Genomic DNA, 19,288 nt, shown 5'->3' on the forward strand with positions numbered 1-19,288 from the left:
CAATTTAAAAAGTGAAAAGACGATAATAAATGTTTATATTTGTTTGATTATCATAAATTCTTAAGTTTTTAAAATAATCAAATAATGTTAAACTTAGCCATCATTATATGTTAAAATCTTCATAAATTTTATAAAGTTCTTAACTGCACATTAACACTAGCTTTATAACAGATTAAAATCAAATTATTAATTTTAATTTTTAAATTAAAATGATTACTTTTGCATAATAAAATTGGTATTTTTTTCTATTAACGGAGAATCTTATGGCTTTAATCAGTTGGAACAATAGCTTGAGTGTTAATGTTACAAAATTTGACGACCAACATAAAGTTTTAGTCAATTTAATAAATGATTTGCATGAAGCAATGATGAATGGAAAAGGCAAATTAGTTATTGGAAAAATATTGCAGGATTTAACATCCTATTCTGAGTCTCATTTTGCTGAAGAAGAAAAGTATTTTGCTCAATATAGTTATCCTAAAACAGTTACTCATATCAAAGAACATCGCGATTTTATCAACAAAGTAATTGATTTCAGACAAGGTTATGACAGCGGTAAATTGTCAATTTCAGTCGAAGTTATTAATTTTCTTAAAACTTGGCTTCAAAATCATATTAATGTGGTTGATAAAGAGTATTCAGATTTCTTCAATTCCAAAGGTCTGAAATAATAAATTATTAATTCAAAAGTAATTTACAAGAAAATAATTCAATTTCAGTCAGGAATTTTAATTGATTCCAAAATCAAACTTAATTTTTGACTGAAATGTTGAAATATTTCCAAGAATTAGTTTAAGGAATGAAATCTCAGTTTCAGAAAGTGTAGAAATATTCAGATAATTACCGGCAGGAAGTCCGTGGGATATATTTCTGGTTTGATTTTTGAACTGTAAATTCATTAAATACTCAAAACTGAGTTTTACATCCTCATAAAAAGCTGTTGAAATATGGTTATTATTATGTAGTGCTTCAAGTCTCAATAATGTGTTGGTTTCATTGATATTAAATTTCATTGCATAAAGTCTTACAATATTTACAAGAAGTCTGAGTGCATTTTTCAAATTGAATTTGTCCGATTGGTTTTCTTTTGATTCGGTCTGAATTTTGCCGAAGATTCCGACCGGAAGTTTGTAATTAATTGACATCAAAGCCATTTGACTCAAAAATGCCGGATTGCTTCTAATTGTAGAATTAATATATTTCCTTAATTCTTCTGATAATTCTGAACTACCATAAATGGACCTGAAATCAAAAAATATGCTTGAATCAATCAGATTTTGTGGTTCAGGTAGTGTAATCCAGCCATGGAAATATTGTTTCCAAACCTGTAATGGCTCATTCCATCTGGGATTTTTAGCCATTATATCACCGGTACATAATTTATATCCAACATAATCAAGCTGTTTATTGACAATCTCTGCCAAATTCAGAAAATAACTTCTAACTTCATCAATGTTATCAGTTAAATCCTTGATAATTATTGCATTATCCTGGTCGGTTGATAAACCCTGTTCTGAGCGTCCTTCACTTCCGAGCGCAAGAAATGCGAATTCCGCAGGAGGATTTCCAAGTTGTTTGATTGAATTGGATATAAGCTTTTTAGTAATTTCTTCACTTAAATTTGTTATCGTTTTTGTAATAATTTTAAGATTAGTTCCGGATTTGATATAATTTTCAATATTATTAGGCAGATCACTAAGGATTTGCTTAAGCTCAAATAAACTCTCTGAAATCTCCGGTTTCTTCGTTATTAAGCCTGAAAAATTCTCCAACAAATATCTAAGAGATGAAATTTTAAGTTGCTTAATCGAGCCGTTGTCATTAATTAGTACGAAAGATTTTTGATTACCTATCAATTCCAAAACACATTTAATGACAGTAATATCGGATTTGAATACATTTTCAATTGTGAAAGATTCAAAAATGCAACGTTCATTAATACTGAATTTTCCACTTGACAATTGATTGAAAATTGTATCTTTTGAAACAAAACCAAATGTTTTATTTAGGTTACTTTTGTGCATCAATACATCAGAATTTTGAAATTCCAATAATTCCAAAGCATCCTTAATTATTAATTCATCACTACATACAGGAATTGAATCTAAACGAACATCTTTTGCTGACAAATTCATTAAAGCAGTTTGTGAGATTAAATAGCTTAATAACTTCTGATTATGAATAGAAATATTTGCTGATGGGGCATTTTCTTTTACAAAACCTTCGATATATACGGTATTGTCGTCATTTTGTTTATTTAAGACAGCACTTATGAATAAATATCTAACGGTCTTATCTTTATTTATAATGCTTGCTCTGAATTCAGGAATATAGCGATTTTCAAAAAGTAAAGAAATGAATTCACGGCGTTCTTTGACATTCTCAAACAAATTGAACAAGTCAATATTTTTGATTTCATCAATTGAATTATATCCTAATATTCCGGCAAATGAAGTATTTGCTTCAATAAGTCTGGCTTTTCTATCAGCACTTGCTTTGAATATGCCATACTTTAAGCCCTCAGAGACGTTATTTGATATTATTTTCATTGACTGTTCAAATTCGGGTTCATTTGTATCTCGAGATAAATCCTTGATTACTATAATTAAGCCTCTGGAACCGGATAAAAATACTTTAGAAAAACTAATAAGCACATTAATCTGATGATTTTCTAAAGCAACTATTTTTGTTTCTATTTTGAAAGAATCATGATCGGAATTTAAAAATTCATTAATTGTCTGCAAGTCATTAACTGAATTACTTGAAATAATACCTTCCAGATTGGGCTTTAGTGTGAATTTGTCAGCACAATTAATCAGTTTGCAAATTGTAATATTTTTGTAAACACATTCGCCGTTTAGAAACAAAAGTGTACCGTCGGTTGATGCCTCGACAAGAGATTTATATTTTTCGTTGGATTCTTTCAGACGTTGTTCGGCTTTATTGCGCTCACGCTCGACTTTCAAATTTCTTCTTGCAATTACAACCAATAAAAATGATATAAGAATGAAGATTCCCAAAGAAATCCAAATCATAGATTTAACTACTCGGCTTATACTGCTTCTCACATCTTCAATATAGACTCCGGTACCTAAAATCCAGTTCCATTCTTTAAATTCCTTAATATACGATATTTTAGGAACAATTTTAGTTGAATCATCCATCCATTGCCACATATAGTCAACATAACCTTCACCATTAATGTTTACTTTTTCGACCATTTCAGCAAACATTTTTTTGCCATTAAGATCGGTGAAATTCTCGATATTTTTTCCGATTAAATCCTTTCGGTATGGGTGCATTATCATATTAGGAACTGTATCAGTAATCCAGATATAGTCCTTATTTGCAGTTCCATAGCGAATACTGGCAATAGATTGAATTGCAATTTCCTGTGCTTCCTGATGAGTTATTAATCCGACTTCTGCATCATGGAAGTGCTTTTCTGCAATACAAATACTTGAATTAATCAGTTCAAGAATCATTTCTTTTTTAGCTTCAATCAAATTATGATTAAAGTATGGAATAATAACTGCGAAAATCAATCCAATAAAAAGCGCCTGAGCAATAAATGCCGGCAAAACTACTGTCAGCAGGAACTTCTTCTTGTCAATATTTTTGATTAATTTCATAGGAAGAAACCGCTGTGTTTAGGAGTTCTAAGTGGAATGGATTCTATCGTTTTTGATTTAGTGTCTAATATTGTGAAACCGTTATCCTGTATGCCATCTGCGATACAAGGAATTATAAACTGAGATTTTGTATCCTCTGAAATTTCCATTAATGCAAACTTTGGATGGTTTACTTTTTTTCCAGTTATTCGAAGCAAGCCATTTGGATGTAAGTGACCTGAAATTCCAATTTTACAATTATTATTTTCAAGGAATTGAAAATGATTTATAAAATCATTTAATTTGACAGGTTTTTTTGTTAAAAATCCTGAAATATCGGGAGCAACTGAATGAGTTAGCAGAATTTTGATTTCTTCATTCTCAATTATATATTTGTTTATAAAATCTTCAAAGAGAGTACTGAATTTGTAAATATTTCTTATAGGATAATCTTTATCATAGAGCCATATAAGCCCGTTACTCAAAGACTTTCTTTCTTTAAAATCAAGTTCATACCAATTATCAGGAAAATGAAATACTGTATTATATTCAGGCAATTTTTTTAGATGAAATAAATCGTGATTGCCGGGCAATACAACCCGGCAATTCACTTTTATAATATCAACACAATAATCTAAATTTTTGCTGTATTTGAAGCTGTAAAATCTTTCATCAAATCCGGATATATCACCGAGACAGACCAGATAATCGCAGTTGTACTTTTCAAGACTTTTAATTGCTGATAAAAGTCTTTCTGCGTCTTCATGTATATCTGAAATGATGCCAATTTTCACATTTTTACTCAGTCTTTATGATTACTACGGAATTTTTTGGTCATTAATGATACTACTATCAGTGTTAGAAATCCAAGTGGAATAGAAATTATACCCGGATTCTTTAAAGGTATAATCGCAGTAGCCGGATCCAGCCCATAAATTTCATACATTGTAGGAGATAATAAAATTATAATCAGAGCAGAGCACATACCTACAACAATAGCCCATGCAATGCCCTTTGATGTGGTTTTTTTCCAGAATAACAGCATTACTATTGCGGGAAGATTTGCTGATGCGGCAATTGCAAAAGCCAGTCCAACAAGGAAGCTTACATTTTGTCCTTGAAAAATAATCCCCAAAATGATTGCAAAAACACCCACAACCACAGCACTAATTCTCCCAGCCATAACTTTTTGATTTTCAGTCATTTTAACTTGCATGTACTTGTCCATCAAATCGTGAGCAACTGCGCCTGAAGATGCAACAATCAAACCGCTGACGGTTCCTAAAATGGTAGCAAAAGCTATTGCTGAAATTATTGAGAAGAGGAGTACACCAAATGCTTTGGAAAGAAGCGGAGCCGCCATATTTGAGTTCTCAGGGTCTAAAGTTCCGTTAACCATAGCACCCGTTCCGAGATAAAGGGTAAGCATATAGAAAAAGCCAATTGCAAGAATTGCAACAATTGTTGACTTTCTTGCGGCACTCTGGCTCGGCACAGTATAGTATCTGATTAGAATGTGGGGAAGAGCTGAAGTTCCCAAGAACAGAGCAAGCATCAGTGAAATAAAGTCAATCCTTGCCCAAAGTGAATTTGGACCATCCATTTTATAGAATAATCCGGGTTTCATAATATCTTTACCGGAAGTAATTTCCTGATAAAAGATTGTAACTTGGTTGTCCTCGTAAGTAAGAATCTTTTTTGTAAATCTTGTTACTTCAGACTGTTCGAGAACTTTAATATAATCAAACGGACCAAGTGGACCGGTTTTTTCAACTTCTTTACCGTCAAATATTATTTTATTCAAATGTCCTACCTGGAAGAATTTTCTTTCTTCTTTTGGAGCACCGTTATAAAGTTTTGTGCCATCAGGTTTTGTAATTATTGAAAGTGCTTCTTCAAGGTAATATCCTTCATCATTTTGCATTAATTTCCACCATGAAGGCGAACCGCTTTCATCAAGATAAATAAATGAATGATTGCCATCATCAACCTGCCCGATAAAATTATACCCTTCATTTTCAATTGAGGTAACTTTACCATTATCAACCTGAACAGGTACTGTCTGGAACTTGTGATAGTTTTCACCCGGCTGAAGATTTAATCCATTATTGAGAACATAATATGTGATGATTATTGAAAAAAGTATAAGCAAACCGCCTTTAATAAACTGCACGTAAGTTGTAGAAGTCATTCCAGCTGTAGCAACTATAAACACTACAATTGAACCAACTAATACCACACCAACCCAGTGAGGAAATCCAAGCAGAGGTGTAATAATAACTCCGGCACCAACCATCTGAGGAATTAAATAAAATATTGAGACAACTAATGTACTGATTGCAGCTGTCAGCTTAATTGCTCTTGAGTCGAATTTAAAATCGAGCGCATCTGTAAATGTATATTTACCCATTCTCTTAAGAGGCTCTGCAACTATAAAAAGTGCAACGACCCATCCGGCAAGATAACCTATGGAATATATAAATCCATCATAGCCATAAAATGCTATCATTCCGCAGATACCAAGGAATGAAGCAGCTGACAAGTAATCACCTGCAAAAGCAATACCATTTACAGCCCAATGAATATTCCCACCGGCAGCATAATAACCACTGGCAGATTTTGATTTACGTGCAAAGAAAAACGAAAGTCCGAGTACAGCAACTACAAATAGTACGAATACTACAATCGCATAAATGGAGACATCATAAATCATTTTATTTCCTCCTCTTTATTGTATAGTCTTTCGTACCTTGTGCAAAAGTAATTGTATGCTAAACCCATTATTGCGGCTAATAAAATCAACCCCATTCCGTAAACAAAAGCAAGGTTTAATCCACCAAGAGTTGCTAAACCCAAGCTTTCGGGGTGAACTGTCCCAATATATACAAATCCTGCATAGACAACAGAGTAAATTATGAAAAGAATTACACCGAGGCGAGTCTTCTTCGGTATGGAGTTGTCTTTTCCCAACTCAACTGCCGGACCATGTAACATCTGATACCTCAAATAATATTTTAAAAAATAATGATTTAAAAATTTTAATTCTTAATATCTTAAAAATATGACATTTGCATCACAAAAAAAAATTATTTATGTTTTTCTTATCAATAATTAGTAATAAATTTAAAGAAATATCATTCATACTAATCCTAATATATTTATTAAGTCTATAATAATCAGATAATTGTTATTCGATGTAATATTGATAGTAATTGAATAATGAAATTGGTAATATTAAAAAATATATAGTTTGTCGTTTTTTTTTATTAAATGAATTGCAATAAACAATAATATAAAGTATTTTTGCATATTGAATTTAGTAAATCAGGCAAATTATGTTTAGAATTCGTGGATTAACTTTTCAGTTATCACTACTGATATTGACTTCAGCAGGTATAATATCAGTTCTACTGTATGGTTATAACTTTTATAACTCAGCAAATATACTATATAAGGAGGTAGATAAAAATGCTACATCAACTGTCGAGAAATTTGCATTTCGAATCGAATCAATAGTTAAAAATGTTGAAAAAGTTGCCTATCTAAGTCGTAATTTTATTGAAGAAACTAATCCTACAGAAGAAGAATTAGAGAGGTTTCTAAGAAGAACTGTCGAAAGGAACAACGAAATTTTTGGTTCGAGTATTTGCTATGAACCGTATATGTTTGATTCTACAATAAATCTTTTTTCAAAGTATTATTATAAAGATGGTGGTGATATAAAATCAGCTGATTTATCATCAGTTAATTATTACTACCCCGAACAGAACTGGTACAAAGTTTCCAAAGAATTTAACACATCAAATTGGAGTGAACCATATTATGATGAGGGTGGTGGCAATATACTGATGACTACTTTTTCAATTCCTATTTATAAGCATACTCTTGAAGGGCAGGTATTTCGTGGTGTTATTACCTGCGATTTATCTCTTACATGGCTGAAAGATCTAATCTCTGAAATGAATGTTTATGAGAATGGTTATGGTTTCTTAATATCAAAAGAAGGACGGTTTATAGCACATCCTGACACTAGTCTCATAATGAACAAAACTATGTTCGACTTGGCTAATGATTCTGCAATACCGGTTCTTAACGAATTAGGAAAAAGAATGATAGCCGGTGAACGCGGAGATATTACAACAACTTCTGTAGTATTAGGAACTAAGTCGCTTGTAAGGTTCTATCCTGTTGAACAAAACGGATGGTCACTTGCTGTACTTTTCCCTCATAAAGAAATATACAGTGATTTATTTTCATTAGGTATAGAAGTCGTTGTGTTTGGATTTCTTGGATTTGTGTTATTGTTTCTTGTTTTGGTCTGGATATCAAAAAAGTTATCAAAACCATTAAATGTCATTATGCAGGCATCCGAAAAGATTGCAATAGGCGACTTGAAAACTGCTACCGAATTATCATTTGAATATAGCGAATTATATAAACAGATTTCTGATGACAGCGGAAAAAAAGGAAGAAAGATTTATAATGAAATTATACGCTTATTCATATCAATAGACCAAATGACTGCTAATTTATATAGATTGATTGGACAAGTTCAGCGGTCAGGTATTCAGGTCGGCAGCTCGACTAATGAGATAACAGCTTCCTCAAGAGAGCTTGAAGCAAATGCCTCACAGCAGGCAGCATCTACAAAAGAAGTAAGCGCTACAAGCAGGCAGATTTCAGAGACATCATCTGAACTTTCAGACTCGATTGACAATATTAACAAAAAAGCTACTTATACATTGGATATTGCACACAAAGGTAAGGAAAGTCTTGCCGGACTCGAAGATGCAATAGGAAACCTGAACCTGTCTACAAAATCAATCACAAATAAATTATCTGTTATAAATGAAAGAGCAAACAAAATTAGCAGTGTTGTAACTGCAATCAATAAAATTTCCGAGCAAACTAATCTGCTATCGTTCAATGCTGCAATCGAAGCTGAAAAAGCCGGTGAATACGGCAAAGGATTTGCAGTTGTCGCACGAGAAATCAGTCGTCTTGCTGACCAAACTGCTGTTGCAACCGAAGATATCGAAAAAATGGTTAAAGAAATGCAATCATCTGTATCTTCAGGCGTTATGGAAATGGATAAATTCAGCGATGAAGTTCGAAAAGGCGCAGGTCATATTTATTCAGTTGCCGAACAGCTTGGAGAAGTAATTGAGCAGGTTAATGATTTTGCACCAAGCTTTAATAAGTTTGCCGGTGGTATGCAGCTCCAAACCGAATCTGCGATGCAAATAAGCGATACAATGACGCAACTTGCTAAAGCGTCTGAGCAATCTAAAGAAGCACTTGCTGAATTTCGTAAGGCAAGTAGTCAGCTTAATGAAGCTGTGATGATTTTACAAACTGAAGTGAAAAAATTTATTTTATAAATTATATTGGGTTGGATTTATGAGAAATTTAGTTCTTATATTAATACTTGTTATAATTGCTTCTTTCGGGTGTTCTCCTGATGAGAAAGTAATTAATCCGGTTGATACAAGCGAGAAAATATTTGTTGCTACCGATGAAGATAATCCTAAGCTGAAAGTGCTTGAAATTCCAAGCCTTAAAGTAATTCATGAAGATTTATTGAAAGGAGTTTTATCTTTAGAAATTAAATCGCCCATCGAAAATATAAAAGAAAATGGTGGCAATGTTTACCTGATTATCCCGGGTGATAATAAAATATTGATTTTAAGAAAAAATGATTTGTCATTATTGACAACTGTGGACTTCTCGGCAGATAATTATGAGCCGATAGATATTGTTTTCCCAAATTCAACAGACGGATATATCATACACAAAAACTCAATTTATGTATCACTTCTGGATATTACTAATTTCGTAGTTGCAAGAAATATAACTGTCGGCAATCCTCCGCACTCTATAGCTCAATCCGGTAATCAGATTTATGTAAGCAATATGCCTGACAATTCTATTTCAGTTGTTGATTCTCGTGACAGAAAGGAAGTTGCCAGAATTATAACTGAGCCGAATCCTGTATTTTTGTCTATGACACCCGATGGAAAAAATGCTGTTTGCATAACTTTAGGACAAGGGAAAAAAGGAGAACCCGTAACACCTACTGCTTCATTTATTCATTATATTGATTTGATTTCAAGAGAAATCATAGGCACTTTCGAACTTGGTTTTGCTCAGATTCTTGCAACAGAACAAATTCCGCAAGGGTTTTTAATAACACCGAAAGACTGGGGTTTCGTGCCTACACGTGATAATTTCTTAAGAATTGATATTCGCTCTAAGGATAGAATAAATTTAGTTACAAAAAGAAATTTTTACTTCATATCTCATGACAAAAAAAACGGTCGTTTGATGCTTCTAAGACAGAACGATTTTGGCACTGATATTATGCTGGCAGATGACAGTTCCGGCGAGATTGGAGACAGCTACCCGCTTCCTTATAAAATCAAATGTGTAAGTATTTTTTAATTTATGGCAAATAACAGCATAATAAATATCAACTCACTTCTAAATCTGACAGCGAGTCTGTATCGTTCGGATGATGAAAATTTTATTCTAAATTCCACTTTGCTTAGCTTGATGGGAAAGTTGAAAATTATTCGCTCTGCTGTATTTCTGAAAATTGAAAAAGAGAAACTTTTTCCGGCTATTATTAAAGGAAATTTATCGGTTGAAAATATCGAATTTTTCGATATTGAGGAATTTAGTAATTTAAATAAAGAATCAAAATATTATCATTTGAAAGATATTGGCGTAGAATATTTAATTCCTGTAAAAGACGATGAAGATTTCTATGCTTTAATATGCTTGGGAAAAAGCTTTTCAGCTATGGAATTAAGTGATGATGAAATTGATTATGTGAACCTTATTTCAAAAATCGCAGCAAATTCCATTAGAAACGCCCGCACTTTGACATCTTATAAATCTGCAAAAATGAGCGTAGAATTGAGGAATCAACTTCTTTCCACACTTTTTGAGGTTTCAAAGGATTTTAGTCAGAATTTTTCTGCCGAAAAAATAATCAAAACTCTTGCACTCAACCTTATGGGGCAGCTTACTGTTTCAAGATTTGCTGTCATTGTTATTGATGAAAACGGCAACAAAAACACTATCGTAAATCGTTTCAATGATAAATTCAATTCCGAATTTTTAGAGATTATTTCTCAAGCAGTTTTTGCCTGCAAGATTGAGGCCTTAAGCAATTACGAAGAAATAAAAAGCATATCGGATAAAATAAAAATTATGGCAGTAGCACCAATGATAGTACAAGGTACAACTCGTGGTATGCTTGTTGTTGGTCCGAAGATGAATGGTTCTGATTTCTCAGACGAAAATTTACTATTCATTGAAGCGATTGGGAATTCTGCAATTTCAGCTCTTGAGAATGAACGGCTGTTCAAGGAAGAACTTGAAAAAAAACGAATCGAAAGTGAACTCGATATTGCACTTGAAATTCAAAAAAATCTTCTTCCCGATAAAAGTCCGGAGCTTAATAGCTTTAAGATTCATGGAATAAGCATTCCATCTCGTCACGTAGGCGGAGATTTATTCGATTATATTAAGCTCGATCCCGATAGATTTCTTGTTGCAATTGCCGATGTTTCCGGCAAAGGAATTCCTGCATCACTCATAATGGCTAATTTTCAGGCGGCTCTGCGAGTGCTTGCGGTTTCAGAAATTGAGCTCGAAGAAATGATTCTAAAAATCAATGACCTTCTATGCCATAATACAGGTGCCGATAAATTCGTTACAGCATTTTTCTGCATTTTTAATGACAAAACCGGCGATATTACATATATTAATGCCGGTCATAATCCTCCAATATTGAAACGCAAAACTGGCGAAATAGAGTATTTAGAGCATGGTGGTCTTATTCTCGGATTTCTTGAAAAACCGTTTAAATATAAAACGGGTAATACAAAAATGGATTCCGGTGATTTTCTTGTACTATTTACTGATGGAGTAACTGAAGCAGAAAATCATGCAAAAGTGGATTACGGAGACTTAAGATTGGCAGATTTACTCATCAGCATTAATGATAAATCACCTGAAATGATTGTGGATGAAATTGTACAAGATGTTAAAAAATATCAGGGTTCTGTTCATCAAAGCGATGACATAACATTAGTTGTAATAGGGAAGGAATAATAATGCCTGAATTTATTCAAAACATTGATACTGCAATTTTCTACTGGATAAACAATGGCTGGTCAAATTCTCTGCTTGATAAAATAATGCCATTTGTTACAACGGTGGATAGTTGGATTTTGATTTATTTGCTTGGATTTTATGTGCTTTTTTTCAAAACCGGTAAAATCGGGAAAATTACAGGAATTACTCTTATACTAACGATTATAATTTCAGACCAGATTAGCAGTTCCGTTCTGAAAGAGTATTTTGGAAGGATTCGTCCATGCCATACACTTCCCGATGTGAACTTGCTTGTAGGTTGTGGTGGTGGAAAATCCTTTCCTTCATCACACGCTGTTAACAATTTTGCTTCGGCTACTGTAACTACATATTTTTTCAAAAAGAATTACATGTTATTTTATTCAATTGCGGCGATTGTGGCAATTTCAAGGGTTTATGTGGGTGTGCATTTCCCGCTTGATATTACTGCCGGAGCAATAATCGGAACTCTGATTGGATTTGGTGTTGCTATCGGCATTAATTATTTTATTACAAGATTTAATTATTCCCATTTTTTTAAAAAAGAGTAAAATAATATATTTTGGTAATAATTAGGGACAATTGGATTATTGCATTTTGTTATCTATTTCAATACAACTGCTTTCTTAACAGATTATAAATTTTTAAAATAAGTTTTCTGATAGGTACAAATATGTTTATAAGAATTATTGCATTTACTTTAATTGCTGTATCATTCATTTCTTGTCAAAGTCTGGTTTATAGTCCTTCAATAAATTTGCCCGATAAAATTCAAAAAGACGAAACGACTTTGATGCTTGCTTATGAAAGACTTCCTCTAACCTATTATGATGAAGCAAAAAACTTGTCAAATGATGGTTTTATGATGTCTTTGCAACATTCATTTTCTGATAAATTTGCTCTTCAGAGTAAATATTTTGCTTCAATAAATTCTATGAAAAATGATATTCGATTTAAGCATGGCGCTTCAATCAGTGGATATTTTTTATTGAGTCAACCCTCATCTGATTATAAGTATTATATCGTGCCTACATTCGGAATGTCATTGGAGGAAAATGAGATTATGCTTGGCACAGGAGGTGTTTGGATTGCTATGCAAGTTCCTGAGTTGTATTTTATCGAACCATATTTTGCACTTGGAGTATTATATGGAAATACATTTTATTCACAATCATACTCTCAGGGTTTCCGCCAATATAATACAAATAACGATGGGATTGCAATTGTTCCAAATATTGGCACTTATATAGCACTAACTTCAAGAATCAAGCTGAATATCGAAATTACTTTGCCATTCTTTAGTAATTTCGATTATTCAGATGCTTATTTTGTACCAACTTTAGGATTCAGATATAAATTTTAGATGCCTTCAAAAAAACAATTTTAATCGTCCTGGCAGAAAATAGTCTTATCTACAAATTTTGAACTCATCAGGCGAGCTACACCCATATAGCTTGGACTAAATGAAATACTGTCACCTACTTTATATTTTGTTGAGCCGTCGGGATTTTTATTATCTCCTAAGTCAAATACTGTAATATCTGATGTTGTACCAATAAAACTGACATCTTCATCATTGGACTCAATATTTTCAATATTTACATCAAGAATTCCAAAATCAACAAGTGCTTTAGAGCTTGTTCCTTCATCATGCGATGAGTTGTCACCGGTATGTCCGACATTACCATCGCTAATTATCCCTTCAGGTAAATATTCTTTTTCCTCGATTTCAACAATAGTTGCCTCGACATTGAATGCATCAGTATGAAGTTCAAGAAATCGTTCATTATTAAGAGGAGAAACACCCAAAAATGCAGATTCACCAATTCGGAAATGATTGATTTCTTTAGGTACTTTACCTTTTTCGATTAAAGGCAACGTGATTGATGTTCCACCAGAAATTAAATTTAGATTCTGATTAAATTTAATATCAATTAATTGCTTATAAAGCGAAAGTTGAAGTAATTTATCAAAAGTAGGCTCTATTCCGTACATACAGCCTAAATTAGTTCCTAAACCGACAATTTCGATATTAGGCAATTCAAATACATTCGAATAAAAATCAATTACATTTTCGTGTAGAATACCTTCACGAAGTTCACCCATCTCAATCATTATTATTGCTTTGTGGATTTTATTCCTCCTGGATGCTGCCTCATTAAGAACTACAAGTGTTTCTATTGATGTATTCATTGAAATATCTGCAACTTCGATTATTTCTTGTGCGTAATTAATTGCAGGTGGTTTGATATACATAGTAATCACATCAGGATTCAGCTCTTTTACAGCTCTCAAACTTGATATTCTCGAATCACCAATTGAATGTATTCCACTTAAATTTCCGGATTTTATGATTTCATTTAAAATTTTTTTATTGCCGGATAATACTTTAGAAATTAATGTCCACTTCTTATCATATTTTGCCATAAAATCATTTAGAATTTTAATATTTTCAATGATTTTGGCACTGCATATATTTAGTTGAGCCACTTTTGAAATTCTCCGAATTATTTTTTATAACGCATTTCTGCATATTTTGTATTAAATCCAATTCTTTCGTATAGTCTCTTAGCAGGATTTTCATACTCAACGTGCAACTTAACATCACCTTCAGTTTCGCCTAAAGCGAAATCAATTATTTGAGCTCCAATTCCTTTGCCCCTTGTTGATTCATGAACAGCTACATAAACCAATATATTTTCGGGAATATATCCGCTCATTCCGGTCTTATTCATTATCAAAGCACCAATCATGTTGGATTTATCATCCATACAAACCAGTGCAAATCCTCCTAAGCCGCCATTTTGCTTAAACGCAAAATCAAGACATTTTGAAATGGCTTCTTTGGAATCGCCAAATTTATCTAAATGCACATATAAAAAATCAATAAAATCTTGTTTCTTGATAACTTTTTCTAACTGCTGATAACTTTCTGTTTTGAATATTTTCATTGTTTTTTCCTTGAATAGTGTTTTAAAAATGCAATAATTTTACCATAGAATTTAATATTAACTATGGTTTGAATTCTGGATAATAATTTTTGTAATGTAACAATAAACTAATTTTGTTACTAAGAAGTAAAAAATTAATAACAAGAAGATAACAATCGTCACAATCTTCGGTTGATTCAGGCATATCAGTTTAATAAATACTCTTTAGAGCACTATTATTTATTTGTTACACATATTAAGACTTCAAAAATACGCATTTATTTTGACATAAGCAAATTGATAACCATAAATTCAATTTATTGTGTATCAAATTGAAGATAATTCAACAAATAAAACTCATAATATTCAAAAAGACATAGAGAGTATCTTAAAAAAACTTCCGAAAGTTTTTTACCTTCGGAAGTTTCAATAATACACATTTAAATTATTATACTTATTTGATATTAATCATATAAGGCATAGCTACCATAGCACTTTCTCTACTTGAGATTTTTGATAATTCGAACATATATTTCATTTGTTGTCTGATGTCATCAGGAAGCATATTCCAGTTATTTATGAATGCTTCAGGAGTAAGCCCCATCATTTTAGCAAGTTCGAGCTTGAATTCTTCATCTTCTTTTTTATCTTCAAGACCCAATAAGCTCAATAATAATTGCATATCATCAACTTTTTCAGGATAGAATCTAACATAAACTTTTTTATCAAGAGGAATACCAAGGCGGTTTTTCACCATATCAATAGATGTATTTAAACCCCCAAGAGCATCAACAAGATTTCTTTCTTTTGCGTCTTCTCCGGTCCATACGCGACCTTTGGCAACCGAGCGTAATTCCTCATAAGTCATACCTCTGCTTTCGGCAGCACGCGTAATAAACCTGTCATAAATTCCTCTTGACAAGCCACGTAGCTTATCCATAGATTGTTTATCATAAGGAAACATTCCGTTCATAAACTGAGCAGCATTGCTAAGACTGATTGTATCTGCTGTCATACCTAATTTGCTCATAGTGCCGCTAACATTAGGAATAGCCATAACAACACCGATAGATCCGGTAATAGTTGCAGGGTGAGCGATAATAGTATCGCAAGCCATTGCCATATAGTAGCCGCCTGATGCAGCAACATCACTCATTGATGCATAAACCGGCTTTACACTTTTGGCACGTATAATTTCATCCCATATTTCTTCTGAGGCAATAACAGAGCCACCAGGGCTGTCAATTCTAATAATTATAGCTTTTACTTTATCATTATTTCTTGCTTTTCTTAAGTTCCTTACAAAATCCCCTGAGCGAATTGTGTAATCACTGCTGAATCCATCGTCTGTATCTCTTCCTGAATTGATAGGACCGACACCATTAACTACTGCAATTTCAATATCTTTATCAAAAACATCTTCTTTAGTAGGTTTTAGGGTTGTAAGATAATCAGATACACCAACCAAATTTAGTTTACCTTTGAAATCCTTATTATAAAGATTTTCTTTATCATCCTGACTAACAGTCAATTTCAGATTGTAAGGCTCATCATTAGCACGATATCTGATAAAATCGCGAACATTCAACTCGGTAGCAAATTCATCAATGAAACCTTCCGTAAGAAGAGAATCTGCTGTATAAATGCCCCTATTCATTACATCTGTGACTTTCTCTTCACTCATATTTCTGTGTTTTGCCACAGAAGAAACAAAATATTTGTTACGCTGTTCAAGAATAACACGGATTTGGTGTTTGGCTGAATCTGTATATTTTGTTTGATTATACATATCTGCAGCTGACTTAAAGTCTTCATAATGCACTACATGATAATCAATACCTATTTTCTCGAAAAATCCTTTCAAAAACAGTGAGGAAGCGCCAAAACCATTAAGTTCCATTATACCTTCGCCGGGCATAAATATTGAGTCAGCCGGAAGTATATTGAAATATTGATTTTCTGCACCTACTTCCATAAATGCATAAATAAATTTTCCGGATTTCTTAAATTCTTCAAGAGCTTCCTGAAGTTCTAATGCTTTAGCCCAACCAAATGCCTCAAAATCTTGCTTAATATAAATGCCCTTGATTTTTTCGTCATCAGCAGCATTCTGAATAGCACGAATTGTTTCAAAAAACGATGCTCCACTACTAGTACCGGTAAATGCTGAAAAAGGATTACTTTTTGCATATTCCTGCATTCCACCTTTGAAAGTCAGATATAGAACTGAATTGTTTTTCACTTCTACTTTTTGTTTTTCAAAAGATCCTCCAATCTGTGATATGATAACGGCAATAAAAACAAAGAATAGTGCTACTACCACACCAATAATCAATAAGGGAATCCACCAATTGCTCGTTCTTCTTCTTTGACTCCTGTGTGGAGGCGGATAAGCCGGCATTTTAGGCTGTTGTTGGTTCATATCTTCCATTTTACTTGTTCCTTATTTAATAAAAAGTTTAATTTATTTTAATTACGTTTATTTTTTGTCATTGTTTCAATTATAAAAATAAGTAAATTATCCCAACAAATACAATAACTTTTAATTATTTTTCTCATATAGTAATTTTTAGTCTAAAAATATGGTGAATTAATGATTTGGAATAATATTAAAACAAATTGGCAAGTGGAATTAAGTAATAAAAAGTTTTTGCCTTATTTCATTTTTTCCGCTCTGAGTGTCGTAATCGGTTTATATATCTTCACTAGATTTTTAGCATTTGTTGAAGACCGGCCGGGTGTAATTTTGCCTGACCCGATTCTAGAATTATTCAATCCTGTTGATATTTCGTGGTTCACTTTTATAATAATGTATTCAACAGTGGTTATTGCAATTATCAGTTTGTTGCAATCGCCAAAAGCTCTTATACTTGGACTCCAGAGTTACGTTCTGATGCTTGCCATACGTATTTTAGCCATGTATTCTATTCCGCTTGAAGCACCGGCTACAATTCTGCCGCTTATAGACCCGTTGGTCTCGGAAGTAGGTGTTGGCAAGTTGATGACTAAGGATTTATTCTTTTCCGGTCATACTGCAACGATTTATATAATGTATTTAGTATCGCAAAAAAAATCTTATAAAATATTTTTCCTGATTGCTACCATCATTATTGGATTTGCTGTTGTAATTCAGCACGTACACTATTCGGTAGATGTAATTGCAGCTCCATTTTTTGGTTATGGTGTGTATAGAGTCGTATATTTACTAAATACAAAGTATTGCTCAATTTTTAAATCAAACAAATAATACACACTTGATTATGTCTGGCAGTGGAGGATCTATAATTTAATGAAAAATTATTAAATATTCTTAGATGTCCAAAATCATTTGTTTGATTGTTGGACATCTAATTTTTAATAGAGAAGAGTTATTATTATGTTGTTATTAAGAAAAATTCCGGATTAAATTCCTGCTAATCCTTTGTCCAGTGCAGCAATCAGGTCATCAGCATCTTCGATGCCGATAGCTATGCGAACAAGTCCATCGGTTATATGCGCTTGCTCGCGAGCTTCTTTGCCCATTGAATTGTGAGTCATTGATGCTGGATGCTGAATAAGCGATTCAACACCACCTAAGCTAACAGCAAGTACAAAAAGTTCTATTGTATCCATTAATTTTTTCCCGGCATCGTATCCGCCTTTTAATTCAAGTGCAATCATCGAGCCGTGACCGGTCATTTGTTTGAGTCCGAGTTCGTATTGTGGATGTGATTTTAGTCCGGGGAATCTTACCCAATCAACTTTTGGATGATTTTCAAGATATTCGGCTACTTTTTGGGCATTTTCAGCTTGTTTACGCACACGTAAAGCCAATGTCTTCAAACCGCGATGAACAAGGAATGAATTGAAAGGATCAATTACACCACCTATTAAATTGGACATTTTCCTGAAATGTTTGTATTCGGCTATGTCATTTAATACGACAATACCTGCAACAACATCAGCATGACCATTTAAAAATTTTGTCATTGAGTGCATGATATAGTCAGCACCAAACTCGAATGGACGTTGATATACCGGGCTCATGAAGGTGCTGTCAACAGAAAGTTTTGCACCACGGCAATGTGACATATCAGCTATTGCTTTGATATCTGCCATTATTAATGTTGGATTCCCGGGTGTTTCTATATGAACAAGCTTGGTATTTGGTTTGAAAGCTGCTTCAATCGCTGCTAAATTTGATGTATCAACAAAAGTAGTATCAACATTATAATGTGTGAACAAATCCTTCAAGATTGTTACAGTTGGACCATATACTGCTTCTGAACAAATTACATGATCGCCTGTTTTTAAGGTTGATGCAATGATTAGATGAACTGCAGCCATTCCGCTGGCGCATCCGATTGCTTTTACTCCGCCTTCCAACGCAGCAACAGCATCCTCCATAGCTTCTACAGTAGGATTACGCATTCTGGTATAAATATAACCTTCTTCTTCACCATTGAAAAGTCTGGCGCCATGGTCAGCTGATTGGAATTTGAATGTTGATGTTTGAAAAATAGGGGTAACTACTGCACCTTCAGGGCTTTCTTTTAAGCCGGCATGAACGCAAATTGTGTCAATATTTAAACTATGATGACTCACTTAATTTATCTCCTAAAAAAT

Annotated in this window: 15 protein-coding genes; 7 read left to right on the forward strand and 8 right to left on the reverse strand. The window is 33.1% G+C overall.

The features are described from left to right. Nucleotides 1-263: 263 nt before the first annotated feature. Nucleotides 264-671: a hemerythrin family protein gene (locus KF896_01720; protein ID MBX3042411.1), complete on the forward strand. Its 408-nt coding sequence runs from the start codon at nucleotides 264-266 to the stop codon at nucleotides 669-671. A 57-nt stretch (nucleotides 672-728) separates the two neighbouring features. On the opposite strand, the gene KF896_01725 is transcribed toward KF896_01720, so the two are convergent. Genes KF896_01725 through KF896_01740 form a run of 4 tightly spaced genes read right to left on the reverse strand, consistent with a single transcriptional unit; the run spans nucleotide 729 to nucleotide 6,605 of the window. Continuing rightward, nucleotides 729-3,632 (reverse strand): cache domain-containing protein, encoded by a 2,904-nt coding sequence (locus KF896_01725; GenBank protein MBX3042412.1) that lies wholly within the window; start codon nucleotides 3,630-3,632, stop codon nucleotides 729-731. Next, entirely contained in the window at nucleotides 3,629-4,405 is a 777-nt protein-coding gene (locus tag KF896_01730; GenBank protein ID MBX3042413.1) for a metallophosphoesterase, read from the reverse strand. Before KF896_01730 ends, KF896_01725 begins: the two co-directional genes overlap by 4 nt. An 8-nt stretch (nucleotides 4,406-4,413) precedes the next feature. Further along, on the reverse strand, nucleotides 4,414-6,324 hold the full coding sequence (locus KF896_01735; protein MBX3042414.1) for a cation acetate symporter: 1,911 nt from the start codon (nucleotides 6,322-6,324) through the stop codon (nucleotides 4,414-4,416). Next, nucleotides 6,321-6,605, reverse strand: a complete 285-nt coding sequence (locus tag KF896_01740; protein ID MBX3042415.1) for a DUF485 domain-containing protein — start codon at nucleotides 6,603-6,605, stop codon at nucleotides 6,321-6,323. The genes KF896_01735 and KF896_01740 overlap by 4 nt, the downstream gene beginning before the upstream one ends. 341 nt (nucleotides 6,606-6,946) lie before the next feature. Here KF896_01740 and KF896_01745 point away from each other — a divergent pair, with 341 nt between their 5' ends. The 5 genes from KF896_01745 (at nucleotide 6,947) to KF896_01765 (ending at nucleotide 13,116) form a co-directional block, all read left to right on the forward strand. Then, on the forward strand, nucleotides 6,947-8,992 hold the full coding sequence (locus KF896_01745) for a methyl-accepting chemotaxis protein (protein MBX3042416.1): 2,046 nt from the start codon (nucleotides 6,947-6,949) through the stop codon (nucleotides 8,990-8,992). A gap of 19 nt (nucleotides 8,993-9,011) precedes the next feature. Continuing rightward, the gene (locus KF896_01750) at nucleotides 9,012-10,052 is read left to right on the forward strand and encodes a hypothetical protein (GenBank protein MBX3042417.1); all 1,041 of its coding nucleotides are present in this window, start codon (nucleotides 9,012-9,014) and stop codon (nucleotides 10,050-10,052) included. 3 nt (nucleotides 10,053-10,055) lie between these two features. After that, on the forward strand, nucleotides 10,056-11,732 hold the full coding sequence (locus KF896_01755) for a PP2C family protein-serine/threonine phosphatase (protein ID MBX3042418.1): 1,677 nt from the start codon (nucleotides 10,056-10,058) through the stop codon (nucleotides 11,730-11,732). Nucleotides 11,733-11,734: 2 nt separating this feature from the next. Continuing rightward, nucleotides 11,735-12,304: a phosphatase PAP2 family protein gene (locus KF896_01760; GenBank protein ID MBX3042419.1), complete on the forward strand. Its 570-nt coding sequence runs from the start codon at nucleotides 11,735-11,737 to the stop codon at nucleotides 12,302-12,304. Between the two features lie 122 nt (nucleotides 12,305-12,426). Next, on the forward strand, nucleotides 12,427-13,116 hold the full coding sequence (locus tag KF896_01765) for a hypothetical protein (protein MBX3042420.1): 690 nt from the start codon (nucleotides 12,427-12,429) through the stop codon (nucleotides 13,114-13,116). 20 nt (nucleotides 13,117-13,136) lie between these two features. On the opposite strand, the gene KF896_01770 is transcribed toward KF896_01765, so the two are convergent. The 3 genes from KF896_01770 to sppA all read right to left on the reverse strand — a co-directional run bounded on the left by KF896_01770 (nucleotide 13,137) and on the right by sppA (nucleotide 17,114). After that, a complete protein-coding gene (locus tag KF896_01770) occupies nucleotides 13,137-14,243 on the reverse strand; it encodes an alanine racemase (protein ID MBX3042421.1) in 1,107 nt (368 codons plus the stop codon). A 17-nt stretch (nucleotides 14,244-14,260) separates the two neighbouring features. Then, nucleotides 14,261-14,704 carry a GNAT family N-acetyltransferase gene (locus tag KF896_01775; GenBank protein ID MBX3042422.1) on the reverse strand — a complete coding sequence of 148 codons (444 nt, stop codon included), beginning with the start codon at nucleotides 14,702-14,704 and terminating at the stop codon, nucleotides 14,261-14,263. Nucleotides 14,705-15,137: 433 nt separating this feature from the next. After that, entirely contained in the window at nucleotides 15,138-17,114 is a 1,977-nt protein-coding gene (gene sppA / locus KF896_01780; protein ID MBX3042423.1) for a signal peptide peptidase SppA, read from the reverse strand. Between the two features lie 162 nt (nucleotides 17,115-17,276). Here sppA and KF896_01785 point away from each other — a divergent pair, with 162 nt between their 5' ends. Then, nucleotides 17,277-17,930, forward strand: a complete 654-nt coding sequence (locus tag KF896_01785; protein MBX3042424.1) for a hypothetical protein — start codon at nucleotides 17,277-17,279, stop codon at nucleotides 17,928-17,930. A 155-nt stretch (nucleotides 17,931-18,085) separates the two neighbouring features. Here KF896_01785 and KF896_01790 read toward each other — a convergent pair whose 3' ends face one another. Continuing rightward, on the reverse strand, nucleotides 18,086-19,267 hold the full coding sequence (locus KF896_01790) for an aminotransferase class I/II-fold pyridoxal phosphate-dependent enzyme (GenBank protein MBX3042425.1): 1,182 nt from the start codon (nucleotides 19,265-19,267) through the stop codon (nucleotides 18,086-18,088). Nucleotides 19,268-19,288 lie beyond the last annotated feature (21 nt).

The sequence above is a fragment of the Ignavibacteriota bacterium genome (genome assembly GCA_019637995.1).
Taxonomy (GTDB): Bacteria; Bacteroidota; Ignavibacteria; order Kapaibacteriales; family UBA2268; genus JANJTB01.

Coding starts and splice junctions, on each gene's coding strand:
- KF896_01785 (MBX3042424.1), top strand. CDS start 17,277: ATGATTTGGAATAATATTAAAACAAATTGGCAAGTGGAATTAAGTAAT.
- sppA (MBX3042423.1), bottom strand. CDS start 17,114: ATGGAAGATATGAACCAACAACAGCCTAAAATGCCGGCTTATCCGCCT.
- KF896_01760 (MBX3042419.1), top strand. CDS start 11,735: ATGCCTGAATTTATTCAAAACATTGATACTGCAATTTTCTACTGGATA.
- KF896_01740 (MBX3042415.1), bottom strand. CDS start 6,605: ATGTTACATGGTCCGGCAGTTGAGTTGGGAAAAGACAACTCCATACCG.
- KF896_01735 (MBX3042414.1), bottom strand. CDS start 6,324: ATGATTTATGATGTCTCCATTTATGCGATTGTAGTATTCGTACTATTT.
- KF896_01720 (MBX3042411.1), top strand. CDS start 264: ATGGCTTTAATCAGTTGGAACAATAGCTTGAGTGTTAATGTTACAAAA.
- KF896_01755 (MBX3042418.1), top strand. CDS start 10,056: ATGGCAAATAACAGCATAATAAATATCAACTCACTTCTAAATCTGACA.
- KF896_01745 (MBX3042416.1), top strand. CDS start 6,947: ATGTTTAGAATTCGTGGATTAACTTTTCAGTTATCACTACTGATATTG.
- KF896_01725 (MBX3042412.1), bottom strand. CDS start 3,632: ATGAAATTAATCAAAAATATTGACAAGAAGAAGTTCCTGCTGACAGTA.
- KF896_01750 (MBX3042417.1), top strand. CDS start 9,012: ATGAGAAATTTAGTTCTTATATTAATACTTGTTATAATTGCTTCTTTC.
- KF896_01775 (MBX3042422.1), bottom strand. CDS start 14,704: ATGAAAATATTCAAAACAGAAAGTTATCAGCAGTTAGAAAAAGTTATC.
- KF896_01765 (MBX3042420.1), top strand. CDS start 12,427: ATGTTTATAAGAATTATTGCATTTACTTTAATTGCTGTATCATTCATT.